12 protein-coding genes are annotated in these 15,100 nt (G+C 72.9%); 7 read left to right on the top strand and 5 right to left on the bottom strand.

Annotation, left to right across the window (positions count from 1 at the left end; all coding sequences use genetic code 11):
• Nucleotides 1–21: 21 nt before the first annotated feature.
• Both ABD339_RS08205 and glgX read right to left on the bottom strand, forming a co-directional pair.
• The gene (locus tag ABD339_RS08205) at nucleotides 22–1,320 is read right to left on the bottom strand and encodes an MFS transporter (RefSeq protein ID WP_344563708.1); all 1,299 of its coding nucleotides are present in this window, start codon (nucleotides 1,318–1,320) and stop codon (nucleotides 22–24) included.
• Between the two features lie 73 nt (nucleotides 1,321–1,393).
• Nucleotides 1,394–4,009, bottom strand: coding sequence for a glycogen debranching protein GlgX (gene glgX / locus ABD339_RS08210; protein WP_425575924.1), 2,616 nt, complete (start codon nucleotides 4,007–4,009; stop codon nucleotides 1,394–1,396).
• A gap of 453 nt (nucleotides 4,010–4,462) precedes the next feature.
• On the opposite strand from glgX, the gene ABD339_RS08215 reads away from it, so the two are divergent.
• From ABD339_RS08215 to ABD339_RS08240, 6 genes are all read left to right on the top strand, one after another.
• Nucleotides 4,463–5,617, top strand: a complete 1,155-nt coding sequence (locus tag ABD339_RS08215) for a L,D-transpeptidase (RefSeq protein WP_344563810.1) — start codon at nucleotides 4,463–4,465, stop codon at nucleotides 5,615–5,617.
• A gap of 341 nt (nucleotides 5,618–5,958) precedes the next feature.
• Nucleotides 5,959–7,236: a L,D-transpeptidase gene (locus ABD339_RS08220; protein ID WP_344563710.1), complete on the top strand. Its 1,278-nt coding sequence runs from the start codon at nucleotides 5,959–5,961 to the stop codon at nucleotides 7,234–7,236.
• A gap of 193 nt (nucleotides 7,237–7,429) precedes the next feature.
• Nucleotides 7,430–8,251: an enoyl-CoA hydratase/isomerase family protein gene (locus ABD339_RS08225; RefSeq protein WP_344563712.1), complete on the top strand. Its 822-nt coding sequence runs from the start codon at nucleotides 7,430–7,432 to the stop codon at nucleotides 8,249–8,251.
• Between the two features lie 418 nt (nucleotides 8,252–8,669).
• A complete protein-coding gene (locus tag ABD339_RS08230; protein ID WP_425575925.1) occupies nucleotides 8,670–9,164 on the top strand; it encodes an ATP-binding protein in 495 nt (164 codons plus the stop codon).
• A 93-nt stretch (nucleotides 9,165–9,257) separates the two neighbouring features.
• Entirely contained in the window at nucleotides 9,258–9,917 is a 660-nt protein-coding gene (locus ABD339_RS08235) for a LysE family translocator (RefSeq protein WP_344563716.1), read from the top strand.
• Between the two features lie 254 nt (nucleotides 9,918–10,171).
• Nucleotides 10,172–10,498 carry a plasmid stabilization protein gene (locus ABD339_RS08240; protein ID WP_344563718.1) on the top strand — a complete coding sequence of 109 codons (327 nt, stop codon included), beginning with the start codon at nucleotides 10,172–10,174 and terminating at the stop codon, nucleotides 10,496–10,498.
• An 84-nt stretch (nucleotides 10,499–10,582) separates the two neighbouring features.
• On the opposite strand, the gene ABD339_RS08245 is transcribed toward ABD339_RS08240, so the two are convergent.
• The 3 genes from ABD339_RS08245 to ABD339_RS08255 all read right to left on the bottom strand — a co-directional run bounded on the left by ABD339_RS08245 (nucleotide 10,583) and on the right by ABD339_RS08255 (nucleotide 13,899).
• Nucleotides 10,583–11,800, bottom strand: a complete 1,218-nt coding sequence (locus ABD339_RS08245; protein WP_344563720.1) for a hypothetical protein — start codon at nucleotides 11,798–11,800, stop codon at nucleotides 10,583–10,585.
• Between the two features lie 144 nt (nucleotides 11,801–11,944).
• Nucleotides 11,945–12,847, bottom strand: coding sequence for a serine hydrolase (locus ABD339_RS08250; RefSeq protein ID WP_344563722.1), 903 nt, complete (start codon nucleotides 12,845–12,847; stop codon nucleotides 11,945–11,947).
• On the bottom strand, nucleotides 12,844–13,899 hold the full coding sequence (locus ABD339_RS08255) for a LysR family transcriptional regulator (RefSeq protein ID WP_344563724.1): 1,056 nt from the start codon (nucleotides 13,897–13,899) through the stop codon (nucleotides 12,844–12,846). Before ABD339_RS08255 ends, ABD339_RS08250 begins: the two co-directional genes overlap by 4 nt.
• A 183-nt stretch (nucleotides 13,900–14,082) precedes the next feature.
• Between ABD339_RS08255 and bla the strand changes: the two genes are divergently transcribed.
• A complete protein-coding gene (gene bla / locus ABD339_RS08260) occupies nucleotides 14,083–15,051 on the top strand; it encodes a class A beta-lactamase (protein ID WP_344563726.1) in 969 nt (322 codons plus the stop codon).
• The last annotated feature ends 49 nt before the right edge of the window (nucleotides 15,052–15,100 follow it).

Below are 15,100 nucleotides of genomic sequence, written 5' to 3' on the forward strand. Positions count from 1 at the left end.
ACGGTCAGGGACTGACAACCCTCATGTGCTTTTCCCGCCACTCGTGCCCCTCCGGGCGGGTTCGTGCCGCGCCTTCGTGCCGCCGCCCGCACGCGGCGGCGCCGATACGGCGCGCAGGTCGCGGATGGCGGGCACGCCCAGCAGCGCGCAGCTCACGACGATCACCATGGCGCCCCCGGCGAGCAGCACCGTACGGCCCCCGAGCAGCTGCGCGGCCGGGCCCGCCAGCGCCTGCCCCACCGGCATCATCGCCAGCGAACCGGCCACCTCGTAGGCGTGGATGCGGTTGAGGACCGTCCCTGGCACCTGGGTCTGCACGCTGGTGGCCCACATGACGCCCCAGAAGCCGAGGCCGGTGCCGGAGACAGCGGCACCCGCCATCATCGACCCGGTGGGCAGCCCCGCGCCCACGGCGGCCGGAAACAGGCAGCAGCCCAGCAGCGCGACCGCGCCCGCCCGCAGTTGCCGCACGGGCCGGTAGCGCAGCGCGCACAGCCCCCCGAGCGCCGTACCCGCGCCGAGCGCCGAGTTCACCAGCCCGTACACGCCCGCGCCCCGGGAGGGGATGATCTCGGCGGCGGTCAGCGGCACTTGCGGACCCGCCACGGTGATCATGTAGACCATCCAGACGAGGATGACGGCCCACATCCACTGCCGCGCCCTGAACTCCCGCCAGCCCTCGGCCAGATCGGCGCGGTAGCCGCCGCGCGCCGCGCGCCGGCCGGACGCGTCCGGCGGCAGCCGCAGCAGGGCCAGACACAGCGCGCTGAGGGCGTACGTCCCGGCGTGTGCCGCGAAGACGCCGCCCGGCGAGAACGCGGCCACCAGCAGCCCGGCCAACGCGGGCCCCAGCAGCAGGGCGAGCGACTCGGCCGTACGGATCAGCCCGTTGGCGCCCTGCACATCGGCCGCCACCCGGGGGATGGTGCCGGCCACACCCGGCTGAAAAAGGCCCGCCGCTATGCCGTTGACCGCGCCGATCGCGCACACCTGCCACAGCACGACGTGCCCGCCGAGGAACAGCCCGGCCAACACTGCCTGGGTGACCACCCGCACCAGGTCGGCGCCGATCATCAGCGCCCGGGTGTCGAGCCGGTCGCAGAAGACCCCGCCGAAGACGACGAAGCCCGCCAGGCAGACCGTCAGCGAGGCGAGCACGGCACCGATCGCGCCGGGACCGTGCCCCCGCTGGAGCAGCCCGGCCGACAAGGCGAGGGGCAGCATGGCATCGCCGAGCTTGGCGACGGCCCGCGCGGCGAAGAAGAGGGCGAAGTTCCGGGAGCGCAGGGAGGCCGCGGGAGGCGCGGGGGCAGGGGTCACGCCCTGGGAGTGTGGCCCGGGTACGGGAACCGGGCCCGGAATTCCGCCATGTGAGACGCCCCGCTCCCTCGGGTCAGCCTCCGGTGGGCTGCGGCCCTTCGCGGGGTTCGCGGACGCGGAGGACCACCACCGAGCGCCCCTGGACGGCCAGTTCGCTGCCCGCTGGATGGTGGGGGCTTTCGCCGTCCGCCGGATACCCCGCGCCGTCGTGGCCCGCCGGATACCGCGCGCTGTCGTCGCCCGCCGGATGCCGGGCGTTCTCCGCCGGGTCCGGGCCCGGGTCCCGGATGAGGCCGGTGGCGGGGAGCGGCCTCCCCGGAACGGAGGCGCGGCCCCCGGTGGCTGTCGCGTCACCTTCCGCCGCCGTGTCCACGACGACTTCGTAGGCGGCACCCCACGCGGCATCGGGCAGCCGGAAGGACAGCTCCCCGGGGCCCGCGTGCAGGATGCACAGGAAGCTGTCGTCGCGCACCGGCTCCCCGGCGGGGCCGCGCTCGGGGATGCCGCGCCCGGACAGGTACATCGCCAAGGTGGCGCCGGGCGCGTACCAGTCGGCCTCGGTCATCTCCCGCCCACGCGAGGTGAACCAGGCCAGATCGCGCAGGCCCTCGGCGCCTTGCGCGTGGCCGGAGAAGAACGCCGAGCGCCGCAGCACCGGATGCTCGCGCCGCAGCCTCAGCAGCCGCCTGGTGAGGTCCAGCAGCCCGCGCCGGTACGGGTCCTCCGGCAGCGACCAGTCGATCCAGTTGACGGGCGAGTCCTGGCAGTAGGCGTTGTTGTTGCCGCCCTGGGTGCGGCCCATCTCGTCGCCCGCGACCAGCATGGGCACTCCGGTGGACAGCAGCAGCGTGGTCAGCAGGTTGCGCGACTGCCGCGCGCGCAGGGCCAGCACGTCCGCGTCCGCGCTCTCCCCCTCCGTGCCGCAGTTCCAGGAGCGGTTGTCCCCGGTGCCGTCCCGGTTGCCCTCGCCGTTGGCCTCGTTGCGCTTGTGCTCGTAGCTGACCAGGTCGCGCAGCGTGAACCCGTCGTGCGCCGTGATGAAGTTGACCGAGGCGTAGGGCCGGCGCCCGCCCCAGGCGTACAGGTCGCTGGAGCCCGAGAGCCGGTATCCGAGGTCGCGCACATCCGGCAGCGCCCCGCGCCAGAAGTCGCGCACGGTGTCGCGGTAGCGGTCGTTCCACTCGGACCACAGTGGCGGGAAGGCCCCCACCTGGTAGCCGCCGGCGCCCACGTCCCAGGGCTCGGCGATCAGTTTGACCCGGCTCAGCACCGGATCCTGCGCGAGGACGGCCAGGAACGGCGAGAGCATGTCCACCTCGTGCGCCGTGCGGGCCAGTGCCGCCGCCAGGTCGAAGCGGAAGCCGTCCACGCCCATCTCCCGCACCCAGTAGCGCAGCGAGTCGGTGATCAGCCGCAGCACCTGGGGCTGCATGACGTGCAGGGTGTTGCCGCACCCGGTGTAGTCGGTGTACCGGCGCGCGTCGTGGGGCGGCAGCCGGTAGTGGCCCCGGTTGTCGATCCCGCGCAAGGACAGCGTGGGCCCCCGCTCGTCGCCCTCGGCGGTGTGGTTGTAGACGACGTCCAGCAGGACCTCGATGCCCACCGCGTGCAAAGCGCGCACCATCCGTTTGAACTCGCCCACCTGCTGTCCGCGCGTACCGGATGCCGCGTAGGCGGCGTGCGGCGCGAAGTATCCGATGGTGTTGTAGCCCCAGTAGTTGCGCAGTCCGCGCCGCAGCAGATGGTCCTCGTGCGCGAACTGGTGGACGGGCAGCAGCTCGACGGCGGTCACGCCCAGCCGCGTGAGGTGCTCGATCGCCGCCGGATGCGCCAGGCCCGCGTAAGTGCCGCGCAGTGCCTCGGGAATGCCGGGGTGCTTGAGGGTGAAGCCGCGCACGTGCAGTTCGTAGATGACGGAGTCGGCCCACGGCGTCTCGGGTCTGCGGCCACCCCCGGTGCCCTCCCGGCGGGCCCAGTCGTCCCGGCCGCCCCCGTCGTCCAGGCCGTCCCCCTCATCCCCGTCGTCCACCACCACGCCCTTGGGGACGTACGGTGCCGAGTCCCGCTCGTCGCGCACCGTGTCGGCGACGTGCTGCTGCGGCCAGTCCCGTACATGCCCGTACACCTCGGCGGGCAGCGGACCGTATGCCCCGTCCGGGCCGGTGCGGGGTCCCGCGTACTCGCCGTCCACCGCGCGGGCGTAGGGATCCAGCAGCAGCTTGGCCGGGTTCCAGCGGGCGCCCGTCCACGGGTCCCATCGCCCGTGCACGCGGTATCCGTAGCGCTGCCCGGCGGCGATCCCGGGCAGGAAGCCGTGCCAGACCCCGTGCGTCTGCTCGGCCAGCCGGTAGCGGGTCTCCACCTCCTCGTGCCCTTCGCCGTCGTAGTCGAACAGGCACACCTCGACGGCCTCGGCCCCGCCCGCCCACAGCGCGAAGTTGGTCCCGGCGACGCGGCCGGGACCCAGGCGGGGTCTGCTGCCGAGCGGGCGGGGGCTGCCGGGCCACACCCGCCCGGCGGGCGCGTACGGCACCCGCGCGGGCGCCCGCGGGCCCGCCGCACTCCCGGCCGCCGCGACCCTGGGCGGCCCCTGTCCCGGCTGCGGCGGGCGGTGCCCGTTGGAGCGGATGGGGGCGCGGTGTACGGCCGTTCCCTCGGCCGGTGCCCCGGGTTCGGATGGGTAGGACACGTGACCGCCTCCAGCGGCTCGCGGCTCGGCCGGCCCGCGCGGCGTGCGGCGTCCCGGCCCGTACCGCGCGACGGCCCTCCCCAGGATCCTTCCCGGCGGGGAAACCCGGCTCACACGTGTGATCGAGGTGTCCCCTGCGCGCACGGTTCGTTGTGCCGTTCATCTGGGGGAGCGCACGCCGCCGTGGACAGCGCCGTCGCTCCCCCGGGGGACAGCGGAGCGGGCCGGACGGAGAGCGGGAGCACGATGGAAGCGGACAGGGACGCTGTCACGGGGACGGCAGCGGCGGAGCGGGACCAGGACGGGGGCGCGGCGCCGGCCCGGGCCGGCGCCCACGGCGCGGACCACGCCCCCGCCCGCTCCCATGCCCGCCTCCGCACCCCGCGCCGCGCCGGGCCCGGCGCCCGCACGTTCGCCGTGCGCGCCCTCGCCGTCCGCGCCGCGCTGTCCGTCATGGCGGTGATGTACGCCGTCGTGGCCGCCGGGTGCGGCGTTCCGGACGACAGCAAGCCGCCGGGGGACACCATCCGCGTCTCACCCGACGACGGCTCCCGCGGAGTCCCCGCCCACGGCACCGTGAAGGTCTTCGTCTCCGAGGGCACGCTGCGCAGCGTGCGGATGGTGCGCAGGGGCGACGGCAGCGCCCGCGCCGTGCCGGGCAGGTTCTCCGCCGACAGGCGCGGCTGGCGCCCGGACCTGACGGCCGGTCACGGGCTGGAGTTGTCCGCCAAGTACACCGTGGACGCGGTGGCCGTGGACGGCGAGGGGCGCAGGACGGCCCGCCACACCACCTTCACCACCAAGGTTCCGCCGCACCGCTTCATCGGCTTCTTCCGGCCCGAGCACCGTCAGACCGTCGGTACGGCGATGATCGTCTCCCTGGATTTCAACCGGCCCATCGAGGACCGCGCCGCCGTCGAGCGCGCCATCCAGGTCTCGGCCGTGCCCCGAGTACCCGTCGCCGCACACTGGTTCGGGCGCTCCCGCCTCGACTTCCGGCCGCGTCAGTTCTGGCGCCCCGGCACCCGCGTCACTCTCGATCTGCGGCTGCGCGATGTGCGCGGCGGCAAGGGCGCCTACGGGGTGCAGCGCAAGACGGTGTGGTTCCGGGTGGGCCGTGACCAGCGCAGCGTCGTCGATGTCGGGCGGCGCACCCTGACGGTCCGCCGGGGCGCTCGCGTCGTCGAGCGGTTCCCGGTGACGGCCGGGACGCGCAAGAACCCGACCTACAACGGTCGGATGGTGATCAGCGAGAAGTATCCGGTGACCCGGATGAACGGTGAAACGGTCGGCTTCGGCGGCGAATACGACATCGACGATGTGCCGCACGCCATGCGCCTGACCCGCAGCGGCACCTTCCTGCACGGCAACTACTGGGCCGACTCGCACGTTTTCGGCAAGAAGAACACCAGTCACGGCTGCGTCGGCCTGGCGGACAAGCGCGGCGGCAGCCCCCGCTCCCCGGCGGGCCGCTTCTTCCGCCACTCCCTGGTCGGTGACCTGGTCACGGTGCGCGGCTCGCACGACAGGACCGTCGCGGCCAACAACGGGCTCGGTGGCTGGAACATGGCGTGGGAGCGCTGGCAGTCCGGTTCCGCTTTGGACTGATCAACCAGTCACCCGCAGCCGTCTCGCGGACAAACCCGGCCAGGCGGGCGGCTCCTGACCCCTCGGCGCCTTCCGCTTCAGGAACTTCCGCCGCTGTGCACAGGGTTCGGCCCGTTCCTGACGGTCTGCCGCCGCGCGTCCGAAGCGTCCAAAGCGCCGCCTCACCTCCCCTTTCCCTCCCCGAAACCGCGACCGAAAGGTGACGTGCGGCGGAAGTCGATTGTCACCGGGGTGTGGTTGTCTGACAGGGCATACTCACGTCGGTTCCAGGGACTGGTATGCGTTCGGGGGAGCCGCGCAGGCGCGGCCCTTGTGATGGGGACACGAGGAATGAGGCCGTCTTGGACCTGAAGACCATGGCCAGAAACAAGCTGAAGCTGGATGCCGTCGGGGGAGACAGCCGCGCCCGGGTCATCGGCGGCTCGGCCGCCGGGCTGGTCCTCCTGCTGGTCGTGCTGCTGCTTGTGCTGACCACCTGCGGGGGAGGAGGCGCGGGTTCGGGCGCCCGCGCGAACGGCAAGGGCGGTGGCGGCGACCCCGCCAAGGAGGCGTCCAAAGCCGTGGTGAAGATCGCGCCGGAGGACGGGGCCGACGAGGTGGCCACCTCCGGCGCGCTGCGGGTCTCGGCGGCCGAGGGCAAGCTCACCGAAGTGAAGGTCAAGGACAGCAAGGACGTCCCGGTCAAGGGCGAGATCACCGACGGCGGCACCGCCTGGAAGCCCCGCACACACCTCGCGGCAGGCACCAAGTACAGCGTCGATGCGATCGCCAAGGACTCGGAGGGGCGCACGTCGGCCAAGCACGCGGCGTTCACCACCTTCGTCCCCAAGAACACCTTCGTCGGCTACTTCACGCCGGAGGACGGCGACAAGGTCGGCGCCGGTATGCCCGTGTCCATCAACTTCAACCGGCCGATCGCGCACCGCGAGGAGGTCGAGAAGGCGATATCCGTCACCGCCGACCCCGGGGTGGAGGTCGAGGGCCACTGGTTCGGCGCCCAGCGCCTGGACTTCCGCCCCGAGGACTACTGGAAGTCCGGCACGAAGGTCTCGGTGGACCTGAACCTGAGCGGTGTCGAGGGCTCCGGCGGGGTGTACGGGAAGCAGCGCAAGACGGTGAAGTTCACCATCGGGCGCCAGCAGGTCAGCGTCGTCGACGCGAAGAAGAAGACGATGACCGTGACCCGTGACGGCGAGAAGATCAAAACGGTGCCGATCACCTCGGGCAGTCCGTCGAATCCCACGTACAACGGCAAGATGGTCATCAGCGAGAAGCATCCGGTGACCCGGATGAACGGCGACACGGTCGGTTTCGGCGGCGAGTACGACATCAAGGACGTGCCCCACGCCATGCGGCTGAGCACCTCCGGCACCTTCATCCACGGCAACTACTGGACGGCACAGTCCCAGTTCGGCCAGGTCAACGCCAGCCACGGCTGTGTGGGCCTGTTCGACAGACGCGGCGGCGGCGCCAACGGCACGCCCGGCGCCTGGTTCTTCGACAACTCGATGATCGGCGACGTGGTCGAGGTCAAGAACTCCCAGGACGCCACCATTCAGCCCGACAACGGGCTCAACGGCTGGAACATGGACTGGGCGAAGTGGAAGGCACCCCAATAGCCCTCCACTGACAGCCCCACGGCGACGCGCCCTCAGCGCCAGTTCCTCAGCGCTGGTCCTTCAGCGAAACCCTCCCCGGCCAAGGCGCGGGGAGGGGGGGAGGGGGCGCGGAGGAGACCGTCCGGGCGTGGGCCCGGTGCTGTGAGGAACGGCACCGGGTCCGCGCCGCGTAACGGCCGTTAACCTTCCCTCCATGACTGCTGATACGGAACGCGGCGCGGACCCCGCCGCGCACGAGCCGGGCCCGCGGACCGCACGTCTGGAGATCGCGGACGGCGTGGCCACCCTCCGGCTGGACCGTCCCAAGATGAACGCCCTCGACATCGCCACCCAGGACCTGCTGCGCGAACTGGCCGGAGAGGCCGCGCTGCGCGAGGATGTGCGGGCCGTCGTCCTCTACGGCGGCGAGAAGGTGTTCGCCGCCGGGGCCGACATCAAAGAGATGCGCGAGATGGACCACGCCGGGATGGTCGTGCGCTCCCGGGCCCTCCAGGAGGCGTTCACGGCCGTCGCGCGCATCCCCAAACCCGTCGTCGCCGCCGTCACCGGCTACGCGCTGGGCGGCGGTTGCGAACTGGCCCTGTGCGCCGACTTCCGGATCGCCGGCGCGGGCGCCAAGTTCGGCCAGCCCGAGATCCTGCTCGGCCTGATCCCCGGCGCCGGCGGCACCCAGCGCCTCTCCCGGCTGGTCGGCCCGTCCAAGGCCAAGGACCTGATCTTCACCGGGCGCCAGGTGGCGGCCGACGAGGCCCACAGCATCGGCCTGGTGGACCGGGTCGTCCCCGACGCGGAGGTCTACGAGCAGGCGCACGCGTGGGCGGCCCGCCTCGCGCGCGGCCCCGCGCTCGCGCTGCGCGCCGCGAAAGAATCGGTCGATTCCGGCCTGGAGACGGACATCGAAACGGGCCTCGCGATCGAACGGAACTGGTTCGCGGGCCTGTTCGCGACCGAGGACCGCGAGAGGGGCATGCGCAGCTTCGTGGAGGAGGGCCCCGGCAAGGCGAGGTTCCGCTGATCGCCGAACGGCGACCGGCGTGGTCCACCGCAGGGCCCGGTGCCCCCGCCACCAGCGGCCGAGCGGACCCATCGGGCCACGTGCCGTTCGGGTAGTCGCTTCACGGGGCGGGGTGGCACGGGCTCGGGTGGCACCGGGTGGGGTGGCTGGGGGTGGCGCGCCGCGCTCCCTCTCTGCGCCCCACCTGTGGGGGACCGAGCTTCTGCCGGTCCCTTCCTCGATTCGGGTACGGGTGTGGCGCGTTGTGATCACTTGCGTACGTGGTGTCCTGCCTGGTCAGGTGGCGCGCCCGCCGTTCCGGGCGGGCTCCGGACAGCCCCGGTGGCCGCCCGGAGGGGCGGCTTCCCCCGGACTTCCCCCGCTCCCGATCCCACCGAACCGGCCCCGGCGTCTCTCACCTGGCGCCATGATGGTGGCCATGGCGGGTCAGGGAGATGTTGCGGGCGTGACCGAACGGGTGCCGGAAGACCCAGGGGAGCCGTTGGCGGAAAGCGAACGGGTGAGCAGGCTCCTGGACCGGATCGGCGATCCGACCGTACGGGAAGTTCCGCTGCCGAACCTTCCCGAATCCGCGCGACTGGCCCGGCAGCTCACCGGCTCCGTCCTCCAGCTGCGCTGGGCCCTCCCCGCCCATCTCACCGAGCACGCCGTGCTGCTCGTCTCCGAACTGGTCGGCAACGCGGTGCGCCACACCGGCGCCCACACGATCGGCCTGCGCATGCTGCGGCGCACCGGCTGGATCCGCGTCGAGGTACGCGACCCCTCGCGGGGTCTGCCGTGTCTGCTGCCGGTGGGCGACCTGGACACCAGCGGCCGGGGCCTCTTCCTCGTCGATACCCTCTCCGACAGGTGGGGCGTCGATCTGCTGCCGCGCGGCAAGACGACCTGGTTCGAGATGCGCCGCACCGACTGATTCGAGAGGCGCCGCATCGGCTGACGGCCCGGTGAACGGGAGGGACTTCGCGAGGGTGGGCCGCTGTCACAGGCCGCGCGTACGCTCGTGAACATGAACCTGAGCACCGCCTTGTGGTCCTTCGCGCTGGTCGGGGGGCTGCTGACCGTCACTCCCGGGCTGGATACCGCGCTCATCCTGCGCACGGCCGCGGTAGGGCAGCGCCGCCGCGCTCAGGGCGTGATGTTCGGTATACAGTCCGGGCTTCTGCTGTGGGGCGCTCTCACTTCCGCCGGGATCACCGCCGTGCTGACGGCCTCACAGCTCGCCTACGACATCCTGCGCTGGGCCGGTGCGGCCTACCTGGTGTGGATGGGCACCCGGATGCTCGCCGAGACCTTCCGCCGCAAGCGCGCGGGCGAGTCCGCCACATCCCCCGGGCCGAGCGGGGGCCCGGAGCTGAGCGCGGGCCCCGACTCCGTGCTCGGCGGCTGGCGGCAGGGGGCTCTCACCAACGTTCTGAACCCGAAGATCGGCGTCTTCTATGTCGCCGTCCTGCCCCAGTTCATCCCCGTGGGGGCGCCGCACTTCGGGACGGGGCTGCTGTTGACCGTCATCCATATAGGAATCGGCTTCGTCTGGTCGATGCTGCTGATCGGATGCGCGAGGGCCGTGAGCGGCTTGCTGCGCAGACCCTCCGCCAAGCAGGCCCTCGACCGTGTGACCGGCACCGTCATCGTCGGCTTCGGGCTCCACCTGGCGCTGAGCGACTGAGCGACTGAGCGACCGAGCGACCGAGTGGGCGGCGGGCCGGGGCCGGGTGGACGAGGGGGCGCGCCGTCACCCGTTCAGCCGGTTACCCCGGCTCCGCCCGGTATCGCGTCCCGGCGGCGTCCCGTAAGCCGCCATGTGTAACGCCTGCGCCGTGTGGCACACGGGCGGCGAAGACTCCTGCGGTCGCCGTCCGGACTGCAAGAGCCGAACATGGGCGAGAGTGTCAAAACGGACGCCAGAAGTACGGAGGAATCATGCCTTCAGGGTCGAACTCCAAGCGTGAGCGGCAGTACGAGCACATCAAGAAGGGCGCACAACGGCAGGGCGCATCCACCAGTCGGGCCAAGGAAATGGCGGCCCGTACGGTGAACAAGGAGCGGGCCCAGTCCGGCGAGGCCAAGCGCGCGAGCCGCACCTCGGTCCGCGACAAGCCGGCCCCCAAGCGCGGCGGCCAGCACTCGCACACCGGCTCACAGGGCGGCCCCACCCGCGACCAGCTCTACAACGAGGCGCGCCAGCGGGGCATCGAGGGCCGTTCCCAGATGAACAAGCGGCAGTTGCAGCGCGCCCTCGGCCGCTGACACCCCGCGACCGCCGCCCGGGGCACATCGGACCGGGCGGCGGAACGCGGCGCACGCCGCCCTTCACGGTGCCCTCGTCCTGGTTCAGCGGTCCGGGTGCCAGCCGTCGCGGATGTCGTCCCAGTCGCAGGCGTCCCCAAGGTCGCCGTGCCACTGGCCGAGCCTTCTGACGGCAGTGGTCACGTCGCGGAGCCAGAGCGTGGCGTCCGGGACCCAGCCGGCGAGCACCGTATAGCCGTCCAGCACGGGGCGGGACAGGCCGCACGCGGCGAGGAAGCCGCCGATGGTGACGTGTACACCGTCGTAGTGCGCCGCCACGGCCTCCCAGTCGGGCAGGTACCAGGGCCCGTCCGCGTCCGCCCAGGTCCGCCACTCGCCGTCGTGGGTGCCGGTCACGTCGCGGGGGAAGCGGGCGACGAGGTTCTGCCAGTCCTGGGGGCCCCGGATCTCGGCCACCCGCGCCCGCGCGCCGATCGCGAGGCTGCCCACCGTCGCGGTGCTCTCGTCGAACGGCACGAAGGTGTCGATGAAGTGCCCCAGTTCGAGGGCCGGAAGATCCTCGCGCGCGCCGGTGGTCCAGGTGTTCTGCGCGAAGTCGGGCGCCGACCACCAGATCGCCCCGAGGTCGCGTTCGCCCTTGCGGGGGCGGTCCTTGAGGCCGCGCGCGTTCTCGGCCCGCTCCCGCGCCATGTCCCGCCGTACGGCGTCCTCGATGCCGGCCAGCCCCGGTCCCGGCTCCGGTCGCGATGTCGTTCCCGGCCATACGAGCTGACGCTGGTCCGCGCGGTGGACCGGGTCCCACCAGCGGAAAGCCGCCCGCGACCCGGCCAGCGCCGTCGCGACCGGACGCAGTTCCTCCGCCGCGACCGCGCTGAGGCCCCACAGCGCCTCGCAGCTGCCCGTAAACCCGAACGAGAGCGACTCGGAGCCCAGTTCGGCCAGGGCTTCGGGCTCGGTCAGTTCGCCGATCCGGTGCCACCCGCCCTCCCGGACCGCGGCCCGCACGGCCTCCCGCACCTCGGCGGCCGGTACTTGGTGCCACGCGCGCCGCTTGCGCCGCTGGGCGCGGGTGACCCGCGCCGGGACCGACGTCGTATCGACGGACCACAGCGCGGTTCCCGGAATCTCGCCCAGCCCCAGGGACGCGAACAGCGCGTCTTCCAGGAGCGGATCGACGAACGCACCCAGCAGCTGCCGTCCCAGCGGCCCGCCCAGCAGCAGCTCAGCGCGCTCGGCCAGGCCCGGCGGCGGGGGCGGCGCGTGCTGCCCGGCCCGGTGGGGGAGCGGGTGGATCGGGTCCATGGCCGGATAGTAGGGAGCGGGGCCCTGCCGGTGCGAAGGAGTTTCCGCGCGCCCATTCGGCGATTGCGTCGTCCCCCGCGTCCCCGTGGTCGCCGTCGGCCCGTCGCCCCCGGCTTCCCCGGGGCCCCGGGGCCCCCTCAGTAGTCAGAGCTGGCGGAGGTGATCACGCAGAGCGCGGGCGACCTGTGCCATGAGGGCTTCCGCGCCGGGCTGGATCCCGGCCGGAACGAGCGACTCCGTGAGGACGGCGACGGCGAAACTCTGGCCGTCCGAGTGCTCGACGACGCCGACCTCGTGCCGCAGGTTGAGGAGCGTGCCGGTCTTGGAGGACCACCTGCTGGCGTCGGAGCTGAAGTCCGGGGTGAGCCGGTGCCGCAGCAGGTTGTTCGCCATGAGTTCCCGTATCCGCGCGGCCACTTCGGGGGGAATGGCCGAGGGCGTCCACAGTGCCTGGAGCAACTCGGCGTAGGCGCGTGCGCTGCCGGTGTTGGCGCGGGTCGTATCGAGCTGCGGGACCCGGTGGCCGCGCCCGCTGGTGCCGGACTCGATGGCCAGGGCGTGCGCGAGATGGGCCTGCGCCGCGTCGAACCGCTCCACCGGCGTCTCGGTCAGCTCCCGCATGCCGTGCCGGACGGTGAGCCCCCGGAGCCCGAATTCCTGGAGGATCGCGGCGACCTGAGCAGGCGGGGTCAGCTCGAACAGCGCGTCGGCCGCCGTTCCATCACTCACACAGGTGCTCAGGTAGAGCAGGTCGTCGAGCGCGATCCGCGCGGGGTGCCGGAACCGGGTCAGCCCGGTCGGGCCGGGCGTGCTGATCCGTCCCGGCGCCACGTCGAGCGGCATCGCCCCGTCCAGCTCGCCGCGCCGCACCCGCTCCACGGTCGCCAGCGCGAGCGGGACCTTGACCAGGGAGGCGGCGGGCAGTTGGGTGTCCGCGTCGATGCCCAGCTCGTCGCCGGTGTGGAGGTCCCGTACGAGCAGGCAGCCGTGCAGGCCGCCGTCGCGCAGCTGTTCGCGCAGGTCGTGCAGCAGTGCCTCGGTGTTCACGCCGGCGCTCCGGTGTGCGCCTGGCCGCCCGCCCCGAGCTGCGCTCTGGCCCCGGTCGCGTCGTCCGTTCCGAGCTGGGCTCCGTCGTCGTCCGCTTCGTCCGCCGCCCCGGGGTTCGCACCGTCGTCGGTCCCGTTCGTCGCCGTCCCCGCTCCGGGGCCCCGCCGGGGGACTGCGCCCAGGCAGCGGGTGAGGGCGTCGCCCAGGCGCGCTTCGATGTGCCCGGGGTTGCCGTCCGCCGCGACGGCCAGCGCGTAGCCCCGGCTGAGGGCGATCTCGCCGAGGGGCCGCCACTCCAGCGACAACTCCTGGGCCTGCGCGGGGGAGCACAGCAACAGGTCGCGGGTACACAGCACTTCGGCCGCAGCCGAGGTCAGGTCGCTGGCGGTGACGAGTTGGGCGGGTCGCAGTCCGACCGCGTCGCGCAGGCGCGTCAGCGGGTCGCGGATGTGTGGAACGTCGTCCTCCGGCTGGATCCACAGCCGGCGGGCCGGGCCCGGGTCCGCCCGGCCGAGCCGCAGCGTCTCCAGGTGGACGCGCTGCACGGCGGCCCCCCGCGAACCGGGCCCCCGCACCCCGGCCACCCCGAGCGGCACAGTCCAGCGGGCCTCGTCCGGCGGCACGGCGAGCAGCGCGGCGCGGGCCTGCTGTGCGCGGAGCAGCTCCGTGCGCCGGGCCGGGGGTGCGACGCGGAGGTCGAGCGTTACGCCGCTCCCGCGTGCCTCGGCGACGAGGCGGGCGAGGGCCGCCGTGGAGCAGATACCGGGAACCGCCAGCCGCCACGGCTTGCGTCCGGCGGCCTCCGCCTCGTGCAGCAGCACATCGGCGGTCTGCACGAGTTGCCGGGCGGCCGGCAGCATGTCGCGGCCGAAGGGGGTGAGAACGGCCCGCCGTGCGGTGCGTTCGAACAGCGGCTCACCGAAGCGCTCCTCCAGCGCCGCGACGCGACGGCTGGCCACCGGCTGCGACATCCGCGCCGCAGCCGCCCCCACCGTGAAACTGCCGCGCTCGCTCACGCTGACGAACGCCCTGCACGCTCCCACCAGATCCACCCCAGCACCCTATGCGGGATCGGCATGAAACGGCGCGCGAGCGTATTGGACCGCATAGCGGGCCCCAGGTGAGGCTGGCGGCACATCCATCGCCGCGCCCCGGGCAGGGGCGCGCGACACCCCTCCCGTGCGCCTGTACGCCCGCGCGTTCGTGCGCCGGGGGCGATCCGGAGGTTTCGGACCATGCGGACCACGCAGCTCACCCGCGCCCGCCGTACCGCGCTCGGTACGCTCGCCACGCTGACCCTTGTCGCGTCGACGACGGCATGCGGAGACGACGGCTCCACGGCCTCCCCGTCGTCGTCCGCCGCCGCCTCGCCGTCGTCCGCCGCCGCCTCGCCGTCGTCCGGCACGTCCGCGGAACGGAAGGCGTCGGCCGTCGAGTTCAAGAAGCTGGAGCGGAAGTTCGACGCGCGGCTGGGCGTCTACGCCCTCGACACCGGGACCGGGCGCGAGGTCGCCTACCGGGGAGACCGGCGGTTTTCCTACAACTCCACATTCAAGGCGCTGGCCGCAGGAGCGATCTTGCGGAAGTACTCACTCGCCGGTATGGACCGGAGGGTCACGTATTCCCGGGACGACCTGATCCCCAACTCCCCGGTGACCGAGAAGCACGTCAAGACCGGCATGAGCCTCGGCGGACTGTGCGACGCCGCCGTCCGCTACAGCGACAACACCGCGGCCAACCTGCTCTTCGACCACCTGGGCGGGCCCAAGGGCCTGGACACCGTGCTGGAGAAGCTGGGCGACCACGTCACCAGGATGGAGCGCCACGAGCCGGAGCTGAGCCGGTGGACCCCGGGCGAGACGCGGGATACGACGACGCCGCGCGCCTTCGCCGAGGACCTGCGCGCGTTCGTCCTCGGCGACGCCCTGGGCGAGGGCGAACGCAAGCAGCTCGCGAAGTGGCTGCGGACCAACTCGACGGGCGATGCCCTGATCAGGGCCGGTGTCCCCAAGAACTGGACGGTCGGTGACAAGACCGGAACGGGCAGCTATCACGGCGCCCGCGACGACATCGCCGTGATCTGGCGCCCGCACGCGGCGCCCGTCGTCGTCGCGATCATGTCCTACCGCTCGCAGAAGGGTGCCGAGGCCGACGACAAGCTGATCGCCAAGGCGGCGTCCGTGGTGTCCGACACGCTGTCGTAGTCCGGGGCGAGGCGGCTCTCGGGGCCGCCCGCGCTCAACGCTCATAGCC

The sequence above is a fragment of the Streptomyces axinellae genome (assembly GCF_039532135.1).
Taxonomy (GTDB): Bacteria; Actinomycetota; Actinomycetes; order Streptomycetales; family Streptomycetaceae; genus Streptomyces; species Streptomyces axinellae.